Source organism: Salipiger sp. PrR002 (assembly GCF_010500775.1).
GTDB lineage: Bacteria > Pseudomonadota > Alphaproteobacteria > Rhodobacterales > Rhodobacteraceae > Salipiger.
The window spans coordinates 1-16452 of the sequence record NZ_JAAGOU010000028.1; the positions used below are offsets into that span (position 1 = coordinate 1).

The 16452-nt window shown below is 66.9% G+C and carries 14 protein-coding genes; 10 read left to right on the top strand and 4 right to left on the bottom strand.

Translation table 11 applies throughout. The features are described 5' to 3' along the window. Nucleotides 1-1221: DEAD/DEAH box helicase (locus tag G0A00_RS20485; RefSeq protein WP_164184655.1), on the bottom strand; the 1221-nt coding region annotated here is incomplete at its 3' end. Between the two features lie 529 nt (nucleotides 1222-1750). Between G0A00_RS20485 and G0A00_RS20490 the strand changes: the two genes are divergently transcribed. Further along, nucleotides 1751-1957, top strand: coding sequence for a cold-shock protein (locus tag G0A00_RS20490; protein ID WP_066102486.1), 207 nt, complete (start codon nucleotides 1751-1753; stop codon nucleotides 1955-1957). 262 nt (nucleotides 1958-2219) lie between these two features. Here G0A00_RS20490 and G0A00_RS20495 read toward each other — a convergent pair whose 3' ends face one another. Both G0A00_RS20495 and G0A00_RS20500 read right to left on the bottom strand, forming a co-directional pair. Then, nucleotides 2220-5030: a [protein-PII] uridylyltransferase gene (locus G0A00_RS20495; protein WP_164184654.1), complete on the bottom strand. Its 2811-nt coding sequence runs from the start codon at nucleotides 5028-5030 to the stop codon at nucleotides 2220-2222. Next, complete coding sequence (locus tag G0A00_RS20500; protein WP_164184653.1) at nucleotides 4990-6180, bottom strand: penicillin-binding protein activator; 1191 nt, start codon at nucleotides 6178-6180, stop codon at nucleotides 4990-4992. The genes G0A00_RS20495 and G0A00_RS20500 overlap by 41 nt, the downstream gene beginning before the upstream one ends. 90 nt (nucleotides 6181-6270) lie before the next feature. Here G0A00_RS20500 and rsmI point away from each other — a divergent pair, with 90 nt between their 5' ends. The 3 genes from rsmI (at nucleotide 6271) to gshB (ending at nucleotide 8780) form a co-directional block, all read left to right on the top strand. Beyond that, nucleotides 6271-7134 (top strand): 16S rRNA (cytidine(1402)-2'-O)-methyltransferase, encoded by an 864-nt coding sequence (gene rsmI / locus G0A00_RS20505; RefSeq protein ID WP_164184652.1) that lies wholly within the window; start codon nucleotides 6271-6273, stop codon nucleotides 7132-7134. 79 nt (nucleotides 7135-7213) lie between these two features. Continuing rightward, nucleotides 7214-7684 (top strand): YraN family protein, encoded by a 471-nt coding sequence (locus tag G0A00_RS20510; protein ID WP_164184651.1) that lies wholly within the window; start codon nucleotides 7214-7216, stop codon nucleotides 7682-7684. A gap of 160 nt (nucleotides 7685-7844) precedes the next feature. Continuing rightward, nucleotides 7845-8780 carry a glutathione synthase gene (gshB, locus tag G0A00_RS20515; RefSeq protein WP_066102474.1) on the top strand — a complete coding sequence of 312 codons (936 nt, stop codon included), beginning with the start codon at nucleotides 7845-7847 and terminating at the stop codon, nucleotides 8778-8780. Between the two features lie 124 nt (nucleotides 8781-8904). Here gshB and G0A00_RS20520 read toward each other — a convergent pair whose 3' ends face one another. Next, a complete protein-coding gene (locus tag G0A00_RS20520) occupies nucleotides 8905-10419 on the bottom strand; it encodes a YifB family Mg chelatase-like AAA ATPase (protein WP_164184650.1) in 1515 nt (504 codons plus the stop codon). A 448-nt stretch (nucleotides 10420-10867) separates the two neighbouring features. Here G0A00_RS20520 and G0A00_RS20525 point away from each other — a divergent pair, with 448 nt between their 5' ends. The 6 genes from G0A00_RS20525 to G0A00_RS20550 all read left to right on the top strand — a co-directional run bounded on the left by G0A00_RS20525 (nucleotide 10868) and on the right by G0A00_RS20550 (nucleotide 16440). Further along, nucleotides 10868-11749 (top strand): RNA polymerase factor sigma-32, encoded by an 882-nt coding sequence (locus G0A00_RS20525; protein ID WP_066102465.1) that lies wholly within the window; start codon nucleotides 10868-10870, stop codon nucleotides 11747-11749. Beyond that, nucleotides 11746-12594, top strand: a complete 849-nt coding sequence (locus G0A00_RS20530) for a ChaN family lipoprotein (protein WP_164184649.1) — start codon at nucleotides 11746-11748, stop codon at nucleotides 12592-12594. The genes G0A00_RS20525 and G0A00_RS20530 overlap by 4 nt, the downstream gene beginning before the upstream one ends. 110 nt (nucleotides 12595-12704) lie before the next feature. After that, the gene (gene coaBC, locus G0A00_RS20535) at nucleotides 12705-13901 is read left to right on the top strand and encodes a bifunctional phosphopantothenoylcysteine decarboxylase/phosphopantothenate--cysteine ligase CoaBC (protein ID WP_164184648.1); all 1197 of its coding nucleotides are present in this window, start codon (nucleotides 12705-12707) and stop codon (nucleotides 13899-13901) included. A 122-nt stretch (nucleotides 13902-14023) separates the two neighbouring features. After that, nucleotides 14024-14479 carry a dUTP diphosphatase gene (gene dut / locus G0A00_RS20540; protein WP_164184647.1) on the top strand — a complete coding sequence of 152 codons (456 nt, stop codon included), beginning with the start codon at nucleotides 14024-14026 and terminating at the stop codon, nucleotides 14477-14479. Then, nucleotides 14479-15534, top strand: a complete 1056-nt coding sequence (locus tag G0A00_RS20545; RefSeq protein WP_164184646.1) for a molybdopterin-synthase adenylyltransferase MoeB — start codon at nucleotides 14479-14481, stop codon at nucleotides 15532-15534. Before dut ends, G0A00_RS20545 begins: the two co-directional genes overlap by 1 nt. A gap of 87 nt (nucleotides 15535-15621) precedes the next feature. Next, nucleotides 15622-16440, top strand: coding sequence for a transporter substrate-binding domain-containing protein (locus tag G0A00_RS20550; protein ID WP_164184645.1), 819 nt, complete (start codon nucleotides 15622-15624; stop codon nucleotides 16438-16440). Nucleotides 16441-16452: the final 12 nt, after the last annotated feature.

Sequence of the window (16452 nt, forward strand, 5' to 3'; positions counted from 1 at the left end):
GCCGCCGGGCTTGCCCGCCGGTTTGCCGCCACCGGGACGGCCCTGACCGCCACCATTGCCGCCGCGCGCACGGCGCTGGCCGCCTGCGGGCTCTGCCGGGCGCTCGCCGCCGAGCGTGGTGATCTGCTGGCCGATCAGCTTTTCGATGCCGCGCAGATCGCCCATCTCTTCGACGCCGCAGAAGCTGACAGCGCGGCCATCACGACCGGCGCGCGCGGTGCGGCCGATGCGGTGCACGTAGTTGTCGGCCACGTTGGGCAGGTCGAAGTTGTAGACGTGGCGCACGTCGGGGATGTCGATGCCGCGGGCCGCCACATCGGTGGCCACCAGCACGCGCATCTCGCCCTTGCGGAAGGCGTCGAGCGCGCGGTTGCGCTGGCCTTGGCTCTTGTTGCCGTGGATCGCGCCGACGGCGAAACCGGCCTGGTCGAGCTTGCGCGAGAGTTTCTCGGCACCGTGCTTGGTGCGGCAGAAGACCAGCGCCAGCTCGTCGCGGTGATCGTCGAGCAGCCCGGTGAGGGTCTCGATCCGCTTGGGGGTTTCGACGAAGATCACCGATTGCTCGATCTTGTCGGCGGTCTTGCCCGGAGGGGCGACCTCGATGCGCACCGGATCGTTGAGATAGGCGCTGGCGATCTCGTTCATCTGCTTGGGCATGGTGGCCGAGAACAGCAGCGTCTGGCGCTGGCTGGGCAGATCGCGGGCGATGCGGCGCAGCGCGTGGATGAAGCCGAGGTCGAGCATTTGGTCGGCCTCGTCGAGCACGAAATGGCTGACTTGGTCGAGCTTCAGCGCGCCGCGGTCCATCAGGTCGATGAGACGGCCCGGGGTGGCGATGAGCAGATGCGTGCCCTTTTCCAGCTTGCGCGACTGTACGTTGATCGAGTTGCCGCCGACGACCAGCGTCAGGCGCAGGTGCGCGTCTTTCAGCACCGACGACAGCGTGTCGTGGATCTGCGCGGCCAACTCGCGGGTCGGGGCAAGGATCAGCGCCTGCGCCGATTTCGCGGCGCAGCGCTTGTTGGTGCCAAGCAGCGCGTCGGCGATGGGCAGGCCGAAGGCAAAGGTCTTGCCGGTGCCGGTCTGGGCGAGGCCCATCACGTCGCGGCCAGCCATCGCCTCGGGGATGGCGCGCTGCTGGATCGGGGTGGGGTCCGTCAGGTTCTGATCGGCAAGGCGCGCGAGGAGGGCGGGGCGGAGCCCCAGCGTGTCGAATGTCATGAATGTCCTTTCGGGAGGGCCGTCTGAGGGCCGCTGTCCCATGGAGGTATGAGAGGAGGAGGCGTCTCTGGCACAAAGGGAGGCGGCGAGAGGCGCAAAGAACGTGTCGGGCTGCGACGGGAGGGGTTGCGATCGGACCGGGGGCCGGATTGCCCCGCTGCGGCGATCGCGAGAGCCCCTTCGCGACATCAGGCCCTGAAGGTCAGGACACCCAACGCGGGAAAACTGGCATCGCAGGCACGGAGCCTTGGGCCCCGGCCGGTAAGGAACCGGCGATCACGAGGGGCTAAATGGGGCCAATCGGCGGAAAAGTCAATGCTGGCGATGACGAGGGGTCATGCGCGGCAGATGGGCGGCGAACGGCGCGCGAAATGCATGACACGATATTGGCCGTTGCAATTTCCGCCGCAACAGCGCATCTACAGCGCGCTACTGAATTTCGTTTCCTGATTCCTCCACGGCTCAGCATTCGACGTTGAGACGCCAAGTCGCTGCGCTTTGTGGGCGACACAGATAGAGGAATACAACCATGGCAACTGGTACCGTCAAGTGGTTCAACACCACCAAAGGCTTCGGCTTCATCGCACCTGATGGCGGCTCGAAAGACGTTTTCGTGCACATCTCGGCTGTTGAGCGTTCGGGCCTCACCGGCCTGGCCGACAACCAGAAAGTGTCGTTCGACATCGAAGCAGGCCGTGACGGCCGCGAGTCGGCGGTGAACCTGGAACTGGTGTAAGCCGGTTTAGGCAGGGATTTAGCCTTGCCGAGAGTTTCGAAAGAGCGGGCCTTCGGGTCCGCTCTTTTGCTTTTGGGGGTGGCTTGTTTGCCCGGAACAAGCGCGGAGCGCGCCGGGCGAGCGCCTGCCCGTCCCGGCGGGCTGGCGCTTTGTCACCGCTATGCAGCGTTCGGGCCTCCTGCGGAGATGGCCAAGATAAAGCGCGCATGCCGCAGGTTGGCAGCGCCATCCCACGGGCAGGCGCTCCCCCGGCGCGCCCCGCTCACACCCCCGCGCGCTGGGCGCCTGCGGCGATGGCGGCGCGGAGCTTGCGTTCGAGCATCTTCTGCTTGGAGGGGGTGAAGTACTTCAGCCCGAACATGTCCTTCACGTAGAAGGTGTCGACCACCTGCTCGCCGTAGGTCGCGATGACCGCCGAGACGATGTAGACATGGCTTTCGGACAGGGTGCGCGTCAGATCGTAGAGCAGCCCCGGACGGTCGCGCGTGTCGACCTCGATGATCGTGTAGATATCCGAGCCCTCGTTGTCGAAGCTGATCGAGGTGGGCACCTTGAAGGCCTGCTCGCGTTTCTTCAGCGGGCCGCGGGATTCGATCGCCTCGCGCGGTTTGACCTCACCCATCAGCGTCTTGCGGATCATCTCGCGCAGGCGGGGCAGGCGGGCCTCGTCATAGGGCGTGCCGTCGGCGTCCTGAATCCAGAAGGCGGCGGTGGCGTAGCCGTCCTTGGAGGTGAAGGTGCGCGCGTCCACGACGTTGGCGCCGACCAGCGAGAGCGCCCCGGCGAGCCGGGCGAAGATCCCCGGATGATCCTGCAGGGCAAAGCAGGCGCGGGTGGCGTCGCGGTCCTCGTCGGGGTGGATGTCGATCTTGATCTCGTCATCCTGAATGTCCTGCAGCATGCGGGCAAAGACCTCATGCGCGGTGACATGCAGCCCCTGCCAGTACGCCTCGTAGTGGCGGCTGGTCTCGGTGCGCAGGTCCTTGGCTTCCCACGTGGCGAGCGCCTCGCGCAGGGCCTTCTTGGCCTCGGCGCCGCGGTTCTCGCGGTTGAGCGCCTCCATGCCGTCCTCGAGCCCGCGGCGGGTCTGCCGGTAGAGCGCGCGCAGCAGCGCCGCCTTCCAGTTGTTCCACACATCCGGTCCGACGCCGCGGATATCGCAGACGGTAAGCACGGTCAGCAGGTCGAGCCGCTCGCGCGTTTGCACCGCCTTGGCGAAATCGCGCACGGTGCGCGGGTCGGCAATGTCGCGTTTCTGCGCCATGTCGGACATCAGCAGGTGATAGCGCACCAGCCATTCCACCGTCGCGCTTTCCTGCTTGGTGAGCCCGAGGCGCGGGGCGACCTTGCGGGCGATCTGCGCGCCCAGCACGGCGTGATCCTCGTCGCGCCCTTTGCCGATGTCATGCAGCAGAAGCGCGGTGTAGAGCACCTTGCGGTTCAGCCCCTCGCGCAGGATCTCGGACGAAACGGGCAGATCCTCGACCATCTCGCCATGCTCGATGTGCGACAGGTTGCCGATGCACTGGATGGTGTGTTCGTCCACCGTGTAGCTGTGGTACATGTTGAACTGCATCATCGCCACGATCGGTTCGAACTCTGGGATGAAGGCGGCGAGCACGCCAAGCTCGTTCATCCGCCGCAGCGAGCGTTCGGGATTGCCGTGCTTGAGCAGCAGATCCATGAAGATGCGCTGCGCCTCGCGGTCATTGCGCATCTCGTCGTCGATGAGATGCAGGTTGGCCTTCACCAGACGCATGGCGTCGGGATGCAGCAAGAGGCCGGTGCGCAGCCCCTCCTCGAAGAAGCGCAGGATGTTGATCTTGTCCGACAGGAAGGCGACCGGATCGACGATGGCTAGGCGGTTGTGCACCACCTCATAGCCGTCCTTCACATTGGGGCCGCGCTTGAACATGCGCAGCAGCAGCGGCGCGTCCTTCTGCTGCTCGGCCTCCAGCGACGTGAGGAAGATGCGGGTGATGTCGCCCACCGAGGTGGCATGGCGGAAGTAATCCTGCATGAACCACTCCACCGCGCGGCGGCCGCCACGGTCGGTGTAGCCCATGCGCTCGGCCACTTCGACCTGCATGTCGAAGGTCAGCTGCTCGACCGCGCGGTTTGAGGCGAGATGCATATGGCAGCGGGTGGCCCAGAGGAATTCCTCGGCCTTGTAGAAGGTGCGGTATTCCTCGGGGCTGAACACGCCGAGCCGCACCAGATCCTCGGTGTCGTCGGTGTGGTGGATGTATTTGGTGATCCAGTAGAGCGACTGCAGGTCGCGCAGCCCGCCCTTGCCCTCTTTGACGTTGGGCTCGACCACATAGCGCAGACCCTGCTTGCGGTGCCGCGCGTCGCGCTCTTCGAGCTTGGCGGCGACGAAGGCGCGCTCGGTGCCCTTGAACAGATCGTCCCAGAGGCGCTGTTCCAGCTCGTCCGCCAGAGTCTTCTCGCCGGTCAGATAGCGATGCTCGAGCATGGCGGTGCGGATGGTGAAATCCTCGCCCCCGAGCCGCAGGCAGTCTTTCACCGTGCGCGAGGCATGGCCGACCTTCAGCTTCAGATCCCACAGCATATAGAGCATCGACTCGATGACACTCTCGGCCCAGGGGGTGATCTTATGCGGGGTCAGGAACAGCAGGTCGACGTCCGAGAAGGGCGCCATCTCGCCGCGCCCATAGCCGCCCACTGCCAGCACCGAGAGGCGCTCACCCTTGGTGGGGTTGGGGTTGCGGTGCAGATATTGCGTGGCGACGTCAAAGCAGATGCGGACCATGCCATCGGTGACCCATGTGTAGGCATGAGTGACGGGGAAGGCATTGTGCGGCTGCTCGGCGAACAGCCGGGCGATGGTGGCGCGGCTCTCGTCGCGGGCGGCGGAGAGGAGTTTCACCACCGCGGAGCGTACAGCGCCTTCGCCGCCCTCTTCGGGGAGGGCGGCGAAGACCCGGGCCCGCAGGCCCGCGATGTCGAAGATCTCGGTGGCCGGGGCGATCAGATCGTCTGGCAGATCACCCGTCAGAGCTTCGTGTGTTTCAGAAACCGGCGCCTGAGAAACTGGAGGGGGCAGGGTCAAGAATCGTTACCTGGCTGTTCTGGATGGTTGCGACGGCGAGCCCACGCTCGTTGGTGCCGTCCGATTTCAGCCTGAATACACCGCCCGTGCCTTGGAAACCAGCGGACTGGGTGAGGGCGCGGCCGGTGAGGGCGTCACTGCGGCCCTGTTCCACCAGTGCGCCCACTGCGGCGATGCCGTCGAAGGCAAGACCGGCGAGCGGGTGCGGCTCGGCGCCATAGGCGGCGCGGTAGCGGGCGTTGAAATTGCGCTGCATGCTCTGATCGGGCATGGCGAACCACGCCCCCTCGGCGCCGGGGTAGCTGTAGAGCTGCGGCGCCACATCCCAGCGGGTCAGGCCGATGTACTGGGTGGTGGCCGGGTTCACGCCGGACTCGGGCATGATCTGCAGCAGCAGCGGCATGGCGGCATTGGTCGCATCCGAGGTGATGAACACCGATTGCGCGCCGGAGCTGCCGATGATGTTGCCCATCTGCTGCGCGGTGTTGGTCACCCCTTCGACGCTGAGCGGATAGGCCTGCTCTGCCACCACCGAGACGCCATTGCGCGCGGCGGCCTGACCGATCGCGGTGCGGCCAAACTCGCCCGGCACGTCCTGTGAATAGAGCACGGCGACCGAATTGATGCCGCGGCGGGTGCCGTAGCCCATCAGCCGGTCGGCGGTGTTGGTGAAGGTCGGCCCGAGGATGAAGAGGTTGCCACCCGCGACGGAGGCGTTGTTGGAGAAGGACAGCACGTTGACGCCCTCGTCGGCGACCACCTTGGAGGCCTCGACGGCGGTCTCGCCGCGCAGCGGGCCAAGGATGATGCGCGCGCCTTCATCGACCGCACGCTGGGCCTGCGACGCGGCCTGCGCGGGCAGGCCTGCGGTGTCATAGACCGCCAGATCGATCTGCGCGCCGCCAAGATCGGCGATGGCCAGTCGGGCGGCGTTTTCCAGATCGCGCGCCACGGCGGCGGCGGCGGGATCGGACTGCGGCACCAGCAGCGCCACGCGCACCGTCTCGCCGGGGTTGATGCTGGGGCCGCCGCTGCTGGCGGAGCTCAGATCGGTCATCGTCGAGACGTCGCAGGCGCCGAGCAGCGCGGCAGTCGCGAGCACGGTCATCGGGCGCAGCGCCTTGCGGGCGCGGGCGAAAACGGCGAACATTGGTGGCTGGCTCCCTCGTTGACGCGCATGGCGTAATTCACCATGAGCATTTGAGGGCAATCATAGAGCAGCAAAGGACCGGGTCCAGTGATGAATCCCGAAAGAAGCGGTTTGGCGCCGGGTTTATACCTCGTGTCGACGCCGATCGGAAACGCCCGCGACATCACCCTGCGCGCGCTCGACACGCTGCGCGACGCGGATGTGCTCGCGGCGGAAGATACGCGCAGTCTCAAGCGGTTGATGGAAATCCACGGCATTCCGCTGGGCGAGCGCCCCTGCCTCGCCTACCACGACCACAATGGCGGCAAGATGCGGCCGCGGCTGCTGGCGATGCTGGCCGAGGGCAAGTCGCTGGCCTATGCCTCCGAAGCGGGCACGCCGATGATCTCGGACCCAGGCTTCGATCTGGCGCGCGCGGCACGGGCCGAGGGCATCGCGGTGACGGCGGCGCCCGGCGCCGCGGCAGTGATCACCGCGCTGACCGTGGCCGGGCTGCCCACCGACCGGTTCCTCTTTGCGGGCTTTTTGCCCAACGCCAAGGGCGCCCGCCGCAATGCGCTGGCGGCGCTAAAGCAGGAGAAGGCGACGCTGGCCTTTTACGAATCCCCCAAGCGGCTCGGGGCGATGCTCGCCGATGCGGCGATGGCGCTCGGCGGCAGCCGGCCCGCGGCGGTCTGCCGGGAGCTGACCAAGAAATTCGAAGAGGTGCGCGAAGGCACGCTGGACGAGCTTGCCGAGGTCTACGCCGAGACCCCGCCGAAGGGCGAGATCGTCGTGCTGATCGGCAAGGGGGATTCGGAAAAAATTAGCGACTCTGTTCTAGAAGAGGATCTGAAGGCGGTGCTGGGCGAGATGTCGGTGCGGGATGCGGCGGATCATGTGGCCCAGAAACATGGGATTGCGCGGCGGCCAGTCTACCAGCTTGCTTTGACGCTTTCGAAGGGTGCCGAATAGCGACGGGTTGGCAGGGCTGTGCCGGGGCGAAATCGGTCGGGTACGGTCGGTCAGGGACTGTCGTCGGATAGGGGTCTGAATGTCACTGCATGCGTCTCAGATGGAGTTTGATTTTGCCGCCCCGGTGGTGCCCCGCGCGGCGCGCGCTGTGCCGGATGGTGCCCGCCTTGCGCCTGCAGAAGCGCGCAGGCGCCGCACCCGCGGCGAGGTCAGCTATCATGCGGGTCTGGCGGCGGAGGATCAGGTGGCGCGCGACTTCGAGCGCCGGGGCTATCCGCTGTTGCGTCGGCGCTGGCGCGGCCGGAGCGGTGAAATCGATCTGATCTTTGGCGATGGCGAGGGTTTCGTCTTTGTCGAGGTGAAGGCCAGTTGGAGTTTCGATCAGGCGCTCGAGCATCTGCGCTGGCCTCAAATCCGGCGCCTGCAAAAAACGGCCGAGGAATTTGTCGGCACGCAGCCCCGTGGCGCGCTGAGCGATATGCGCTTCGATGTGGCTTTGCTCAATCGGCATGGCATGCTGCGGGTCATCGAAAACGCCATCGGCCCGTGAGCAGCGTCTTGCGGCGTCTCTGTCATGCCAGAGGTGTCGCTGAGATTGAGAGCATTGGGCAAGAGATGGGGCGGCCGTTGAGGCTAAGCCGGACCGGGCTGGCATTGCGCCTCGGGCGTGGCTGCGCCATGTATGGCGAAAGTCACGCGCGGAGACCGCCATGAAAATTGCCTTTCAGATGGACCCGATCGGGTCCGTGAACATCAATGCCGACAGCACCTTCCGCCTTGCCGAAGAGGCGCAGGCGCGTGGGCACGAGCTGTTCTACTACGGGCCGGATGACCTTGCTTACGAAGAAGGCAGGATCACCGCGCGCGGCCATTGGATGACGGTCCAGCGCGTTGCCGAGCAGCCGGCGGTGCTGGGCCCGAAAGAGGCTGTCGATCTGGCGGATGTGGATGTGGTCTGGCTGCGGCAGGACCCGCCGTTTGACATGCATTACATCACCACCACGCATCTGCTCGACCGTCTCGCGCCGGGCACGCTTGTGGTCAATGATCCGTTCTGGGTGCGCAACTTTCCCGAAAAGCTGCTGGTGCTCAACTTCCCCGAACTGACCCCGCCGACCACGATCGCGCGCGATCTGGGAACCATCAAGGCGTTCAAAGAGCGGCATGGCGACGTGATCCTCAAGCCGCTCTACGGCAACGGCGGCGCGGGGGTGTTCCGCCTCGATCAGAACGACCGCAACCTCAGCTCGCTGCATGAGCTGTTCACCGGATTCTCGCGCGAGCCGCTCATCGTGCAGAAATATCTTCCGGCGGTGAGCAAGGGCGACAAGCGGGTCATCCTCGTCGACGGCGAGCCGGTGGGTGCGATCAACCGCGTTCCGGCGGCGGGCGAGGTGCGTTCGAACATGCATGTGGGCGGCCGACCCGAGAAGGTCGAACTGACCGAGCGCGACCGCGAGATTTGCGCCACCATCGGCCCGGTGTTGAAGGAAAAGGGGCAGGTCTTCGTCGGGATCGACGTGATCGGGGACTGGCTGACCGAGATCAATGTGACCTCGCCCACCGGCATCCAAGAGCTTGAGCGCTTCGACGGGATCAATGTCGCCGCCAAAGTCTGGGAGGCGATAGAGGCCAAATGCGGCTGACCGGATGCGCCTGAGACGGGTTTGAGAAGAGCCGAAAACGGGGCCAAAGACGGGGCCTGAGGTGGCTCCGAATGCGGGCCGGCAAGTCGCGTGATCGCCGGGTGCGCCGCGCGGCGGCGTTCGTTCAGGGCGTGCTGCGCGAGACCAGCCGGTAGCTCAGCGCCTCGGCCACATGCGGGCGGCGTATCGCGTCTGTGCCTTCGAGGTCGGCGAGGGTGCGGGACACCCGCAGCACCCGGTGATAGCCGCGCATCGACAGGCCGAAACGCTCTGCGGCCCGCAACAGCAGCGCGCGCCCCTCGGCGTCGGGGGCGGCGACCTCGTCCAGCAACCGTCCGTCGACATCCGCATTGGTGCGCAGCCTCGGGTGTCCGGCATAGCGCGCGGTCTGACGGGCGCGGGCGGCGGTGACACGCGCGGCGATCGTGGCGCTGTCCTCGCCGCTGGGCGGCAGGGCCATCTCCTCGATGGTCACCGGCGGCACCTCGAGGCGCAGATCGAAGCGGTCCATCAGCGGGCCGGAGATGCGCCCGAGATAATCCTCCGAGCACAGCGGCGCGCGTGAGCAGGCCCGGGCCGGATCGCCAGCGTGGCCACATTTGCACGGGTTGGCCGCGGCGACGAGCAGGAAGCGGCAGGGGTAGGTGACATGGGCATTGACGCGCGAGACGGTGATCTCGCCGGTCTCGAGCGGCTGGCGCAGCCCGTCGAGCACGTTGCGCGGGAACTCGGGCAGTTCGTCCATGAACAGCACCCCATTGTGCGCAAGGCTGATTTGCCCGGGGCGCGCGCCGCGTCCGCCGCCGGTGAGCGCCGCCATCGAGGCGGTGTGATGCGGCTGCTGGAATGGGCGCACCATCGAAAGCCGTCCCTCTGAAAGCTCCCCGGCCAGCGAGCGGATCATAGCGGTTTCCAGCGCTTCGCCAGCGCTGAGCGGCGGCATCAGGCCGGGCAGGCGCCGCGCCAGCATGGATTTGCCAGTACCGGGCGGGCCGGTGAACAGCAGGTGGTGACGCCCGGCGGCCGCGATTTCGAGCCCGCGTTTGGCCCGCTCCTGCCCGCTGACGTCCCGCAGGTCTGGGCCGGGGGCGGCGGTTTCGGCAGCGCCGGGGCGTGCGGGCTCCAGCGGCCCGGCGCCGGTGAAATGGCGGATCGCTTCCGAGAGGCTGGCGGCGGCGAGCACGCGGCAGGCCTCGACCCACGCGGCCTCGGGGCCGCAGGCTGCCGGGCAGAGCAGGCTGCGTTGCTCTGCGGCGGCGGTCAGGGCGGCGGGCAGCGCCCCCGGCACGGCGACCAGCGCGCCATCAAGGCTGAGTTCGCCGAGGGCGACGGCGGTGGCGAGTTCATCAGACGGGATCACCTCGAGCGCGGCCAGCAGGCCGAGCGCGATGGGCAGATCGAAATGCGAGCCCTCTTTCGGCAGATCGGCAGGCGAGAGGTTCACGGTGATGCGTTTGGACGGCAGAGCGATGGCGAGCGCCTGAAGCGCCGCGCGGATCCGCTCGCGCGCCTCGGACACGGCCTTATCCGGCAGGCCGACGACGGCAAACCCCGGCACGCCGGGGGTGACCGCGCATTGAACCTCGACGGTACGCGCCTCGACCCCGTCGAAGGCGACGGTATAGGCGCAGGCCGCCATGGCATCCCCCCTCGCTCGCCGCTCGCTGATCCGGAGAGCTTGTCGGATCAGATGTTTAGGTTTGGTTAAGCACGATCACTTCTGGAGAGCTGGCGCGCGGAGGATCGCCGGTTTGGCGGTGGAAACCCGCTTGCCACGTGATTTTTTCTGCAACCCAGCTAAGTGCAATGGAACGGCGGCGGACACGGTCCCCGCCCATGCCTATGTAACCTTGGGGTTCGCGCGCGATTCCAATGCCTTGATGGGATGCTTCTTGCCCTGCGTCATCGCGGGGCCAAAGGATGCAGCGCCCCTGTGTGACGTCCCTGACCCGCTGAATCCGGTGGTTCGGAGGTGCGGATCTTCGCTCGTGCAATTTTCTCGGAAACCAAATGCCGGGACGCGACGTTATTACACCAAAGAGAAACGGAAGGCTGGCGCCGCCGGCCGAACCCAACGGGGGCCTCTCATGGCATTGGACACCAGCTTTAACGACCAGACTCTCTCGCGTCGCGCTATGAAAGCGGAACTGCTTGATGCCGAGACGGAATTGCGGCTCGCCTATGCTTGGCGAGACCAGCGCGACGAGCAGGCCCTGCATCGGTTGATCAACGCCTATATGCGGCTTGCGATCTCGATGGCGGCGAAGTTCAAGCGCTACGGCGCGCCGATGAACGATCTGGTTCAGGAAGCGGGCCTTGGCCTGATGAAAGCCGCCGACAAATTCGACCCCGACCGCGGCGTCCGTTTCTCGACTTACGCGGTGTGGTGGATCAAGGCCTCGATCCAAGACTACGTGATGCGCAACTGGTCGATGGTGCGCACCGGCTCCACCTCTTCTCAGAAATCGCTGTTCTTCAACATGCGCCGCGTTCAGGCCCGGCTCGAGCGCGAGGCGACGGCCCGCGGTGAAGCGGTGGATCGCGTGAAGCTGCGCGAGATGATCGCCACCGAGATCGGCGTGCCGCTGCATGACGTCGAGATGATGGAAGGCCGCCTGTCGGGGTCTGACTATTCGCTCAACGCCACGCAAAGCACCGATGAAGATGGCCGCGAGTGGATCGACACGCTGGAAGACGAGGGCGAGCAAAGCTCGATGCTCGTCGAAGGCAAGCTCGACAATGCACAACTGCGCGAATGGCTGGTGTCCGCCCTCACATCGCTGAATGATCGCGAAAGGTTCATCGTGCGCGAGCGCAAGCTGCGCGACGAGAGCCGGACGCTGGAAAGCCTTGGTCAGGAACTGGGATTGTCGAAAGAGCGGGTGCGCCAGCTTGAGGCTGCGGCCTTTGCCAAGATGCGCAAGTCGCTTGAAGGGCAATCGCAAGAGGTGCAACACTTCCTCGCATGATGCGAGCCCTTGCCCTCCCGGCCTTACTGGCCTTCACATTGCCTGCGCCGCTCTTGGCGCAGGAGACGCCCGCGACGGGCGACCTGTCCGCCCTCACCGGGGCGGACGTCGTGTTTCTGGGCGAAATTCACGACAACCCGGCCCACCATGCGCGTCAGGCTGAACTGGTCGCAGAGATCCAGCCGGTGGCGCTGGTGTTCGAGATGCTGACCGCCGAACAGGCCGCTCAGGTGACGCCCGATCTGATGCGCGACGAAGCGGCGCTGGAAGTGGCTCTGGCGTGGAACGACAGCGGCTGGCCGGATTTTTCCATGTACTACCCGATCTTTGCGGCGGCGCCCGAGGCAGCGGTCTTTGGCGCGGAACTGCCGCGCGAGGAAGCGCGCGCGGTGCGGGAGCGCGATCTGGCCGAGGTGTTCGGGCCGAGTGCGGGCTTTTATGGGCTCGACGAGCCGCTTGAGCGGGACGAGCAGGCGGCACGGCAGCAGATGCAGATGGCCGCCCATTGCGACGCGCTGCCGATCGAGATGCTGCCGATGATGGTCGACATCCAGCGTCTGCGCGACGCGCGACTGGCCGAGACCGCGCTCAGTGCCTATGCCGACCTTGGCGGCCCGGTGGTGGTGATCACCGGCAATGGGCACGCGCGCCGCGACTGGGGCGCCCCGGCGCTGGTGGAGCGCGCGGCGGGCGAGGTCACGGTGGCCGCGCTGGGACAGGGGGAGACCTCTGGCGATGCCGAGGGTATGGATGCGCCCGATGGCAGCTTCGATCTGGTCGAGGACGCGGCCCCGGCAGAGCGCGACGATCCCTGCGAAGACTTCCAGATGCCGCAGAGCAACTGAGCCGCGTTGTGATGAGGTGGCGCGGGCGGATTGAGTTTTCCCGGCGCGGCCTCTAACACTTGGGGCCGAAAGCGGGGCAGGCGGCCCCGATGGGCGAGGGGCGCGGCAGCATGCTTTCCGGCAAGCGGATACTTCTGATCATCGGCGGCGGCATCGCGGCCTATAAGTCGCTGGAACTGATCCGGCGCCTGCGCGAGCGCGGCGCCTCGGTGACGCCGGTGATGACGCGGGCGGCGGAAGAGTTCGTCACGCCGCTCTCGGTCTCGGCGCTGGCGGGGGAGGAGGTCCACCGCGATCTCTTCGACCTCACCAAGGAAGCCGAGATGGGCCATATCCAGCTCAGCCGCGTGGCCGATTTGGTGGTGGTCTCTCCGGCGACGGCGGACCTTATGGCGAAGATGGCGCAGGGCATGGCTGGCGATCTGGCCTCGACGCTGCTGCTGGCCACCGACACGCCGGTGCTGATCGCGCCCGCGATGAATGTGCGCATGTGGCAGCATCCCGCCACGCAGCGCAATCTTGCGCTGCTGCAGGGCGACGGCGTGCGCGTGGTCGGCCCCAATGATGGCGACATGGCCTGCGGCGAGTTCGGACCGGGAAGGCTGGCCGAGCCGATGGAAATCCTTGCGGCGATCGACGCGGCGCTGTCGGATGGCCCGCTGAAGGGACGCCGAGTGCTGGTCACCTCCGGCCCCACCCATGAGCCGATCGACCCGGTGCGCTACATCGCCAACCGCTCGTCGGGCGCGCAGGGAACAGCGATTGCCGAGGCGCTGCGCGATCTCGGGGCCGAGGTGGTCTTTGTCACCGGTCCTGCCGATGCGCCGCGCCCCGTGGGCGTCGAGGTGATCGAAGTGGAGACCGCGCGCGAGATGCGGGCAGCGGTGCTGGCTGCGCTTCCCGCCGATGCCGCGATCTTTGCCGCCGCCGTGGCCGACTGGCGTATGGCGACGGAGACCAACTCGAAGATCAAGAAACAGGCGGGGAAACTGCCCGCGCTGGAGTTCGCCGAAAACCCCGACATCCTCGCCGAGGTCTCGCAAATGACCGAGGGACGGCCCGGGCTGGTGGTGGGCTTCGCCGCCGAGACCGACGATGTGGTGGCTAATGCCACTGCCAAACGCGCCCGCAAGGGCTGTGACTGGATCGTCGCGAATGACGTCTCTCCGGCGACCGGCATCATGGGCGGCAGCGAGAACGCCGTGGTGCTGATTTCCGAAACTGGCGCCGAGGATTGGCCGCGCATGGGCAAGCGGGCGGTGGCGGCGCGGCTGGCAGAGCGAATTGCCGGGGCGCTGGCGGGCTGAGCTGAAGACTGGCCCGAGCGCGGGCCTGAGCGCGGGCCGGAGGCGGCAGATTTGCGTATTTTGGGAACAATGAAGGTGCTGGCCCGGGAGCGGGCAGCGCCGCGACAAGGAAAGGATGAGCCGTGGTTTCTGTGGCGATGATGTGGGACGAGGGCGCGGACCGGGAACTGGGGCTGCCGCACTATGCCAGCTCCGGGGCGGCGGGCGCGGACCTGCGGGCGAATTTCCCCGACCGGGGCGAGGTCGTGCTGGCGCCGGGCGCGCGGGCGCTCATTCCAACGGGGCTGCGTATGGCGATCCCCGAGGGTTTTGAGGTGCAGATCCGCCCGCGCTCGGGTCTGGCGCTGAAGCATGGCATCACCCTGCCGAACACGCCGGGCACCATCGACAGCGACTATCGCGGTCCGCTTGGGGTGATCGTGATGAACGCCGGGCAGGAGAGCTTTACCGTGGCCCATGGCGAGCGCATCGCGCAGATGATCGTGGCGCCGGTGGTGCAGAGCGCTTTTGAGCTGGTCGAAAGCCTGCCGGAGACGGTGCGCGGCGAGGGCGGCTTCGGCTCGACAGGCACGCGCTGATGCTGCTGGTGCTGGGCATCGGCGCGGCGATCTGGGGGCTCGGGCATCTGCTCGGCGCCTCCAAAACGGCGCGGCTCTACATGCTGGGGCTGCTCTATGTGATCGTGCTGATGATCCAGGTGGCGCTGCCCGAGGGCCACGGTCTGCGGCAGCTGACCGGCGGCAGCCCGGCGCTCTGGCTGATCCTCGGTGGTTTCGTGGCGCTGGGACTGGCCTATGCGCTGGTGCTGCGCCGGGTGAAGGCGCGGGCGCAGGCGGGCGAGGCGGCGCGGGCCGCCGAGGTGCCCGCCAAGCCCGGTCGCATGTCGGACAGCGAGCTCGAGCGCTACGCCCGCCATATCGTGCTGCGCGAACTGGGCGGGCCGGGGCAGAAGAAACTGCGCGAGGCCAAGGTGCTGGTGGTCGGCGCAGGCGGGCTCGGTGCGCCGGCGCTGCAGTATCTCGCGGCGGCGGGTGTGGGCACGATCGGGGTGATCGACGATGATCTGGTCGAGAACGCCAACCTGCAGCGGCAGGTCATCCACACCGACGCGCGCATCGGCATGCCCAAGGTGTTTTCCGCGCAGGCGGCGATGGAGGCGCAGAACCCGCATGTGACGGTGAAACCCTATCACCGCCGCATGGACCCCGGCATCGCCGAGGACCTCATCGCCGACTACGATCTGATCCTCGATGGCACTGACGACACGGACACGCGCTATTTGGTGAACCGCGTGGCGGCGGCGCAGGGCAAGCCGCTGGTCTCGGGCGCGCTCAGCCAATGGGAGGGGCAGATCTCGGTCTTCGACCCGGCCCATGGCGCGCCCTGTTATCAATGCGTCTTTCCGGTGGCCGCGGCGCCGGGGCTGGCGCCCTCCTGCGCGCAGGCCGGGGTGCTGGGGCCGCTGCCGGGCGTCATCGGCGCGATGATGGCGGTGGAGACGGTGAAGCTGCTGGCCGGGGCCGGACAGCCCCTGCGCGGCGAGATGCTGATCTATGACGCGCTCTGGGGCGAGACCCGCAAGATCGCCGTGAAGCCGCGCAGCGATTGCCCGGTCTGCGGCGGCGGCAGCTGACCCCACGGCGGGCGCGGCGCGCCGGTCTTGCCAAGGGCAGGGCGCGCGCCATACTGGCGCCACACCAAATTCCCGAGAGGTTTCCCGATGCTTAAGACCCATGCCGCCCCTGCGCTTGCCCCTGCGTTTGCCTCGGCGCTTGCCGCTACGCTGCTTGCCGCCACGCCGCTTCTGGCGCAGGACCTGCCCGATCTTCAGGGCCGCGAGGTGGTGGTGGTCACCGAGAACGCCTATCCGCCGCTGCAATTCGTCGACCCGAAAAGCGGCGAGGCGATCGGCTGGGAATATGACGCCATGGCCGAGATCGCCACGCGGCTGAACATGAGCGTCGCGTATGAGAATATCTCGTGGGATGCGATGATCCCGGCGGTGAGCGAGGGGCAGTTCGACATCGGCATGACCGGCATCACCATCCGCGAGGATCGCGCCGAGATGGTGGATTTCTCCGAAGCCTATATGCGCTCGGAAATGGTCATGCTGGTGCGCGGCGACGAGGATCGTTTTGACGATGCCGCCTCCTTTGCCGCCAATGAAGACCTGCTGATGGGCGCGCAGCCGGGCACCACGCCCTTCTACGTCGGCGTCTACGATGTGCTCGACGGTGATGAGCAGACCCCGCGCATCACCCTTTTCGAAACCTTCGGCGCCAGCGTGCAGGCGCTGCGCGTCGGCGATATCGATCTGGTGCTGACCGATGGCACCGCGGGCGAGGGCTATGTGGCCTCCTCGGAGGGCGCGCTGAAGATCGTCGGCGAGAAGCTGGGGACCGAGGATTTCGGCTTCATCTTCCCCAAGGGCTCGGACCTCGTGGCGCCGGTGAATGCGGCGATCGAGGCGATGCGTGCCGATGGCACGCTGGAGGCGCTGAACAAGACATGGTTCCTCGACTACAAGATGGGCGAATGAGCCCGGCCCGCG

Excerpts from the sequence above, each read along its gene's own strand:
- G0A00_RS20490 (WP_066102486.1), top strand. The coding sequence starts at position 1,751 with ATGGCAACTGGTACCGTCAAGTGGTTCAACACCACCAAAGGCTTCGGC.
- G0A00_RS20500 (WP_164184653.1), bottom strand. The coding sequence starts at position 6,180 with ATGTTCGCCGTTTTCGCCCGCGCCCGCAAGGCGCTGCGCCCGATGACC.
- rsmI (WP_164184652.1), top strand. The coding sequence starts at position 6,271 with ATGAATCCCGAAAGAAGCGGTTTGGCGCCGGGTTTATACCTCGTGTCG.
- G0A00_RS20510 (WP_164184651.1), top strand. The coding sequence starts at position 7,214 with ATGTCACTGCATGCGTCTCAGATGGAGTTTGATTTTGCCGCCCCGGTG.
- gshB (WP_066102474.1), top strand. The coding sequence starts at position 7,845 with ATGAAAATTGCCTTTCAGATGGACCCGATCGGGTCCGTGAACATCAAT.
- G0A00_RS20520 (WP_164184650.1), bottom strand. The coding sequence starts at position 10,419 with ATGGCGGCCTGCGCCTATACCGTCGCCTTCGACGGGGTCGAGGCGCGT.
- G0A00_RS20525 (WP_066102465.1), top strand. The coding sequence starts at position 10,868 with ATGGCATTGGACACCAGCTTTAACGACCAGACTCTCTCGCGTCGCGCT.
- G0A00_RS20530 (WP_164184649.1), top strand. The coding sequence starts at position 11,746 with ATGATGCGAGCCCTTGCCCTCCCGGCCTTACTGGCCTTCACATTGCCT.
- coaBC (WP_164184648.1), top strand. The coding sequence starts at position 12,705 with ATGCTTTCCGGCAAGCGGATACTTCTGATCATCGGCGGCGGCATCGCG.
- G0A00_RS20545 (WP_164184646.1), top strand. The coding sequence starts at position 14,479 with ATGCTGCTGGTGCTGGGCATCGGCGCGGCGATCTGGGGGCTCGGGCAT.
- G0A00_RS20550 (WP_164184645.1), top strand. The coding sequence starts at position 15,622 with ATGCTTAAGACCCATGCCGCCCCTGCGCTTGCCCCTGCGTTTGCCTCG.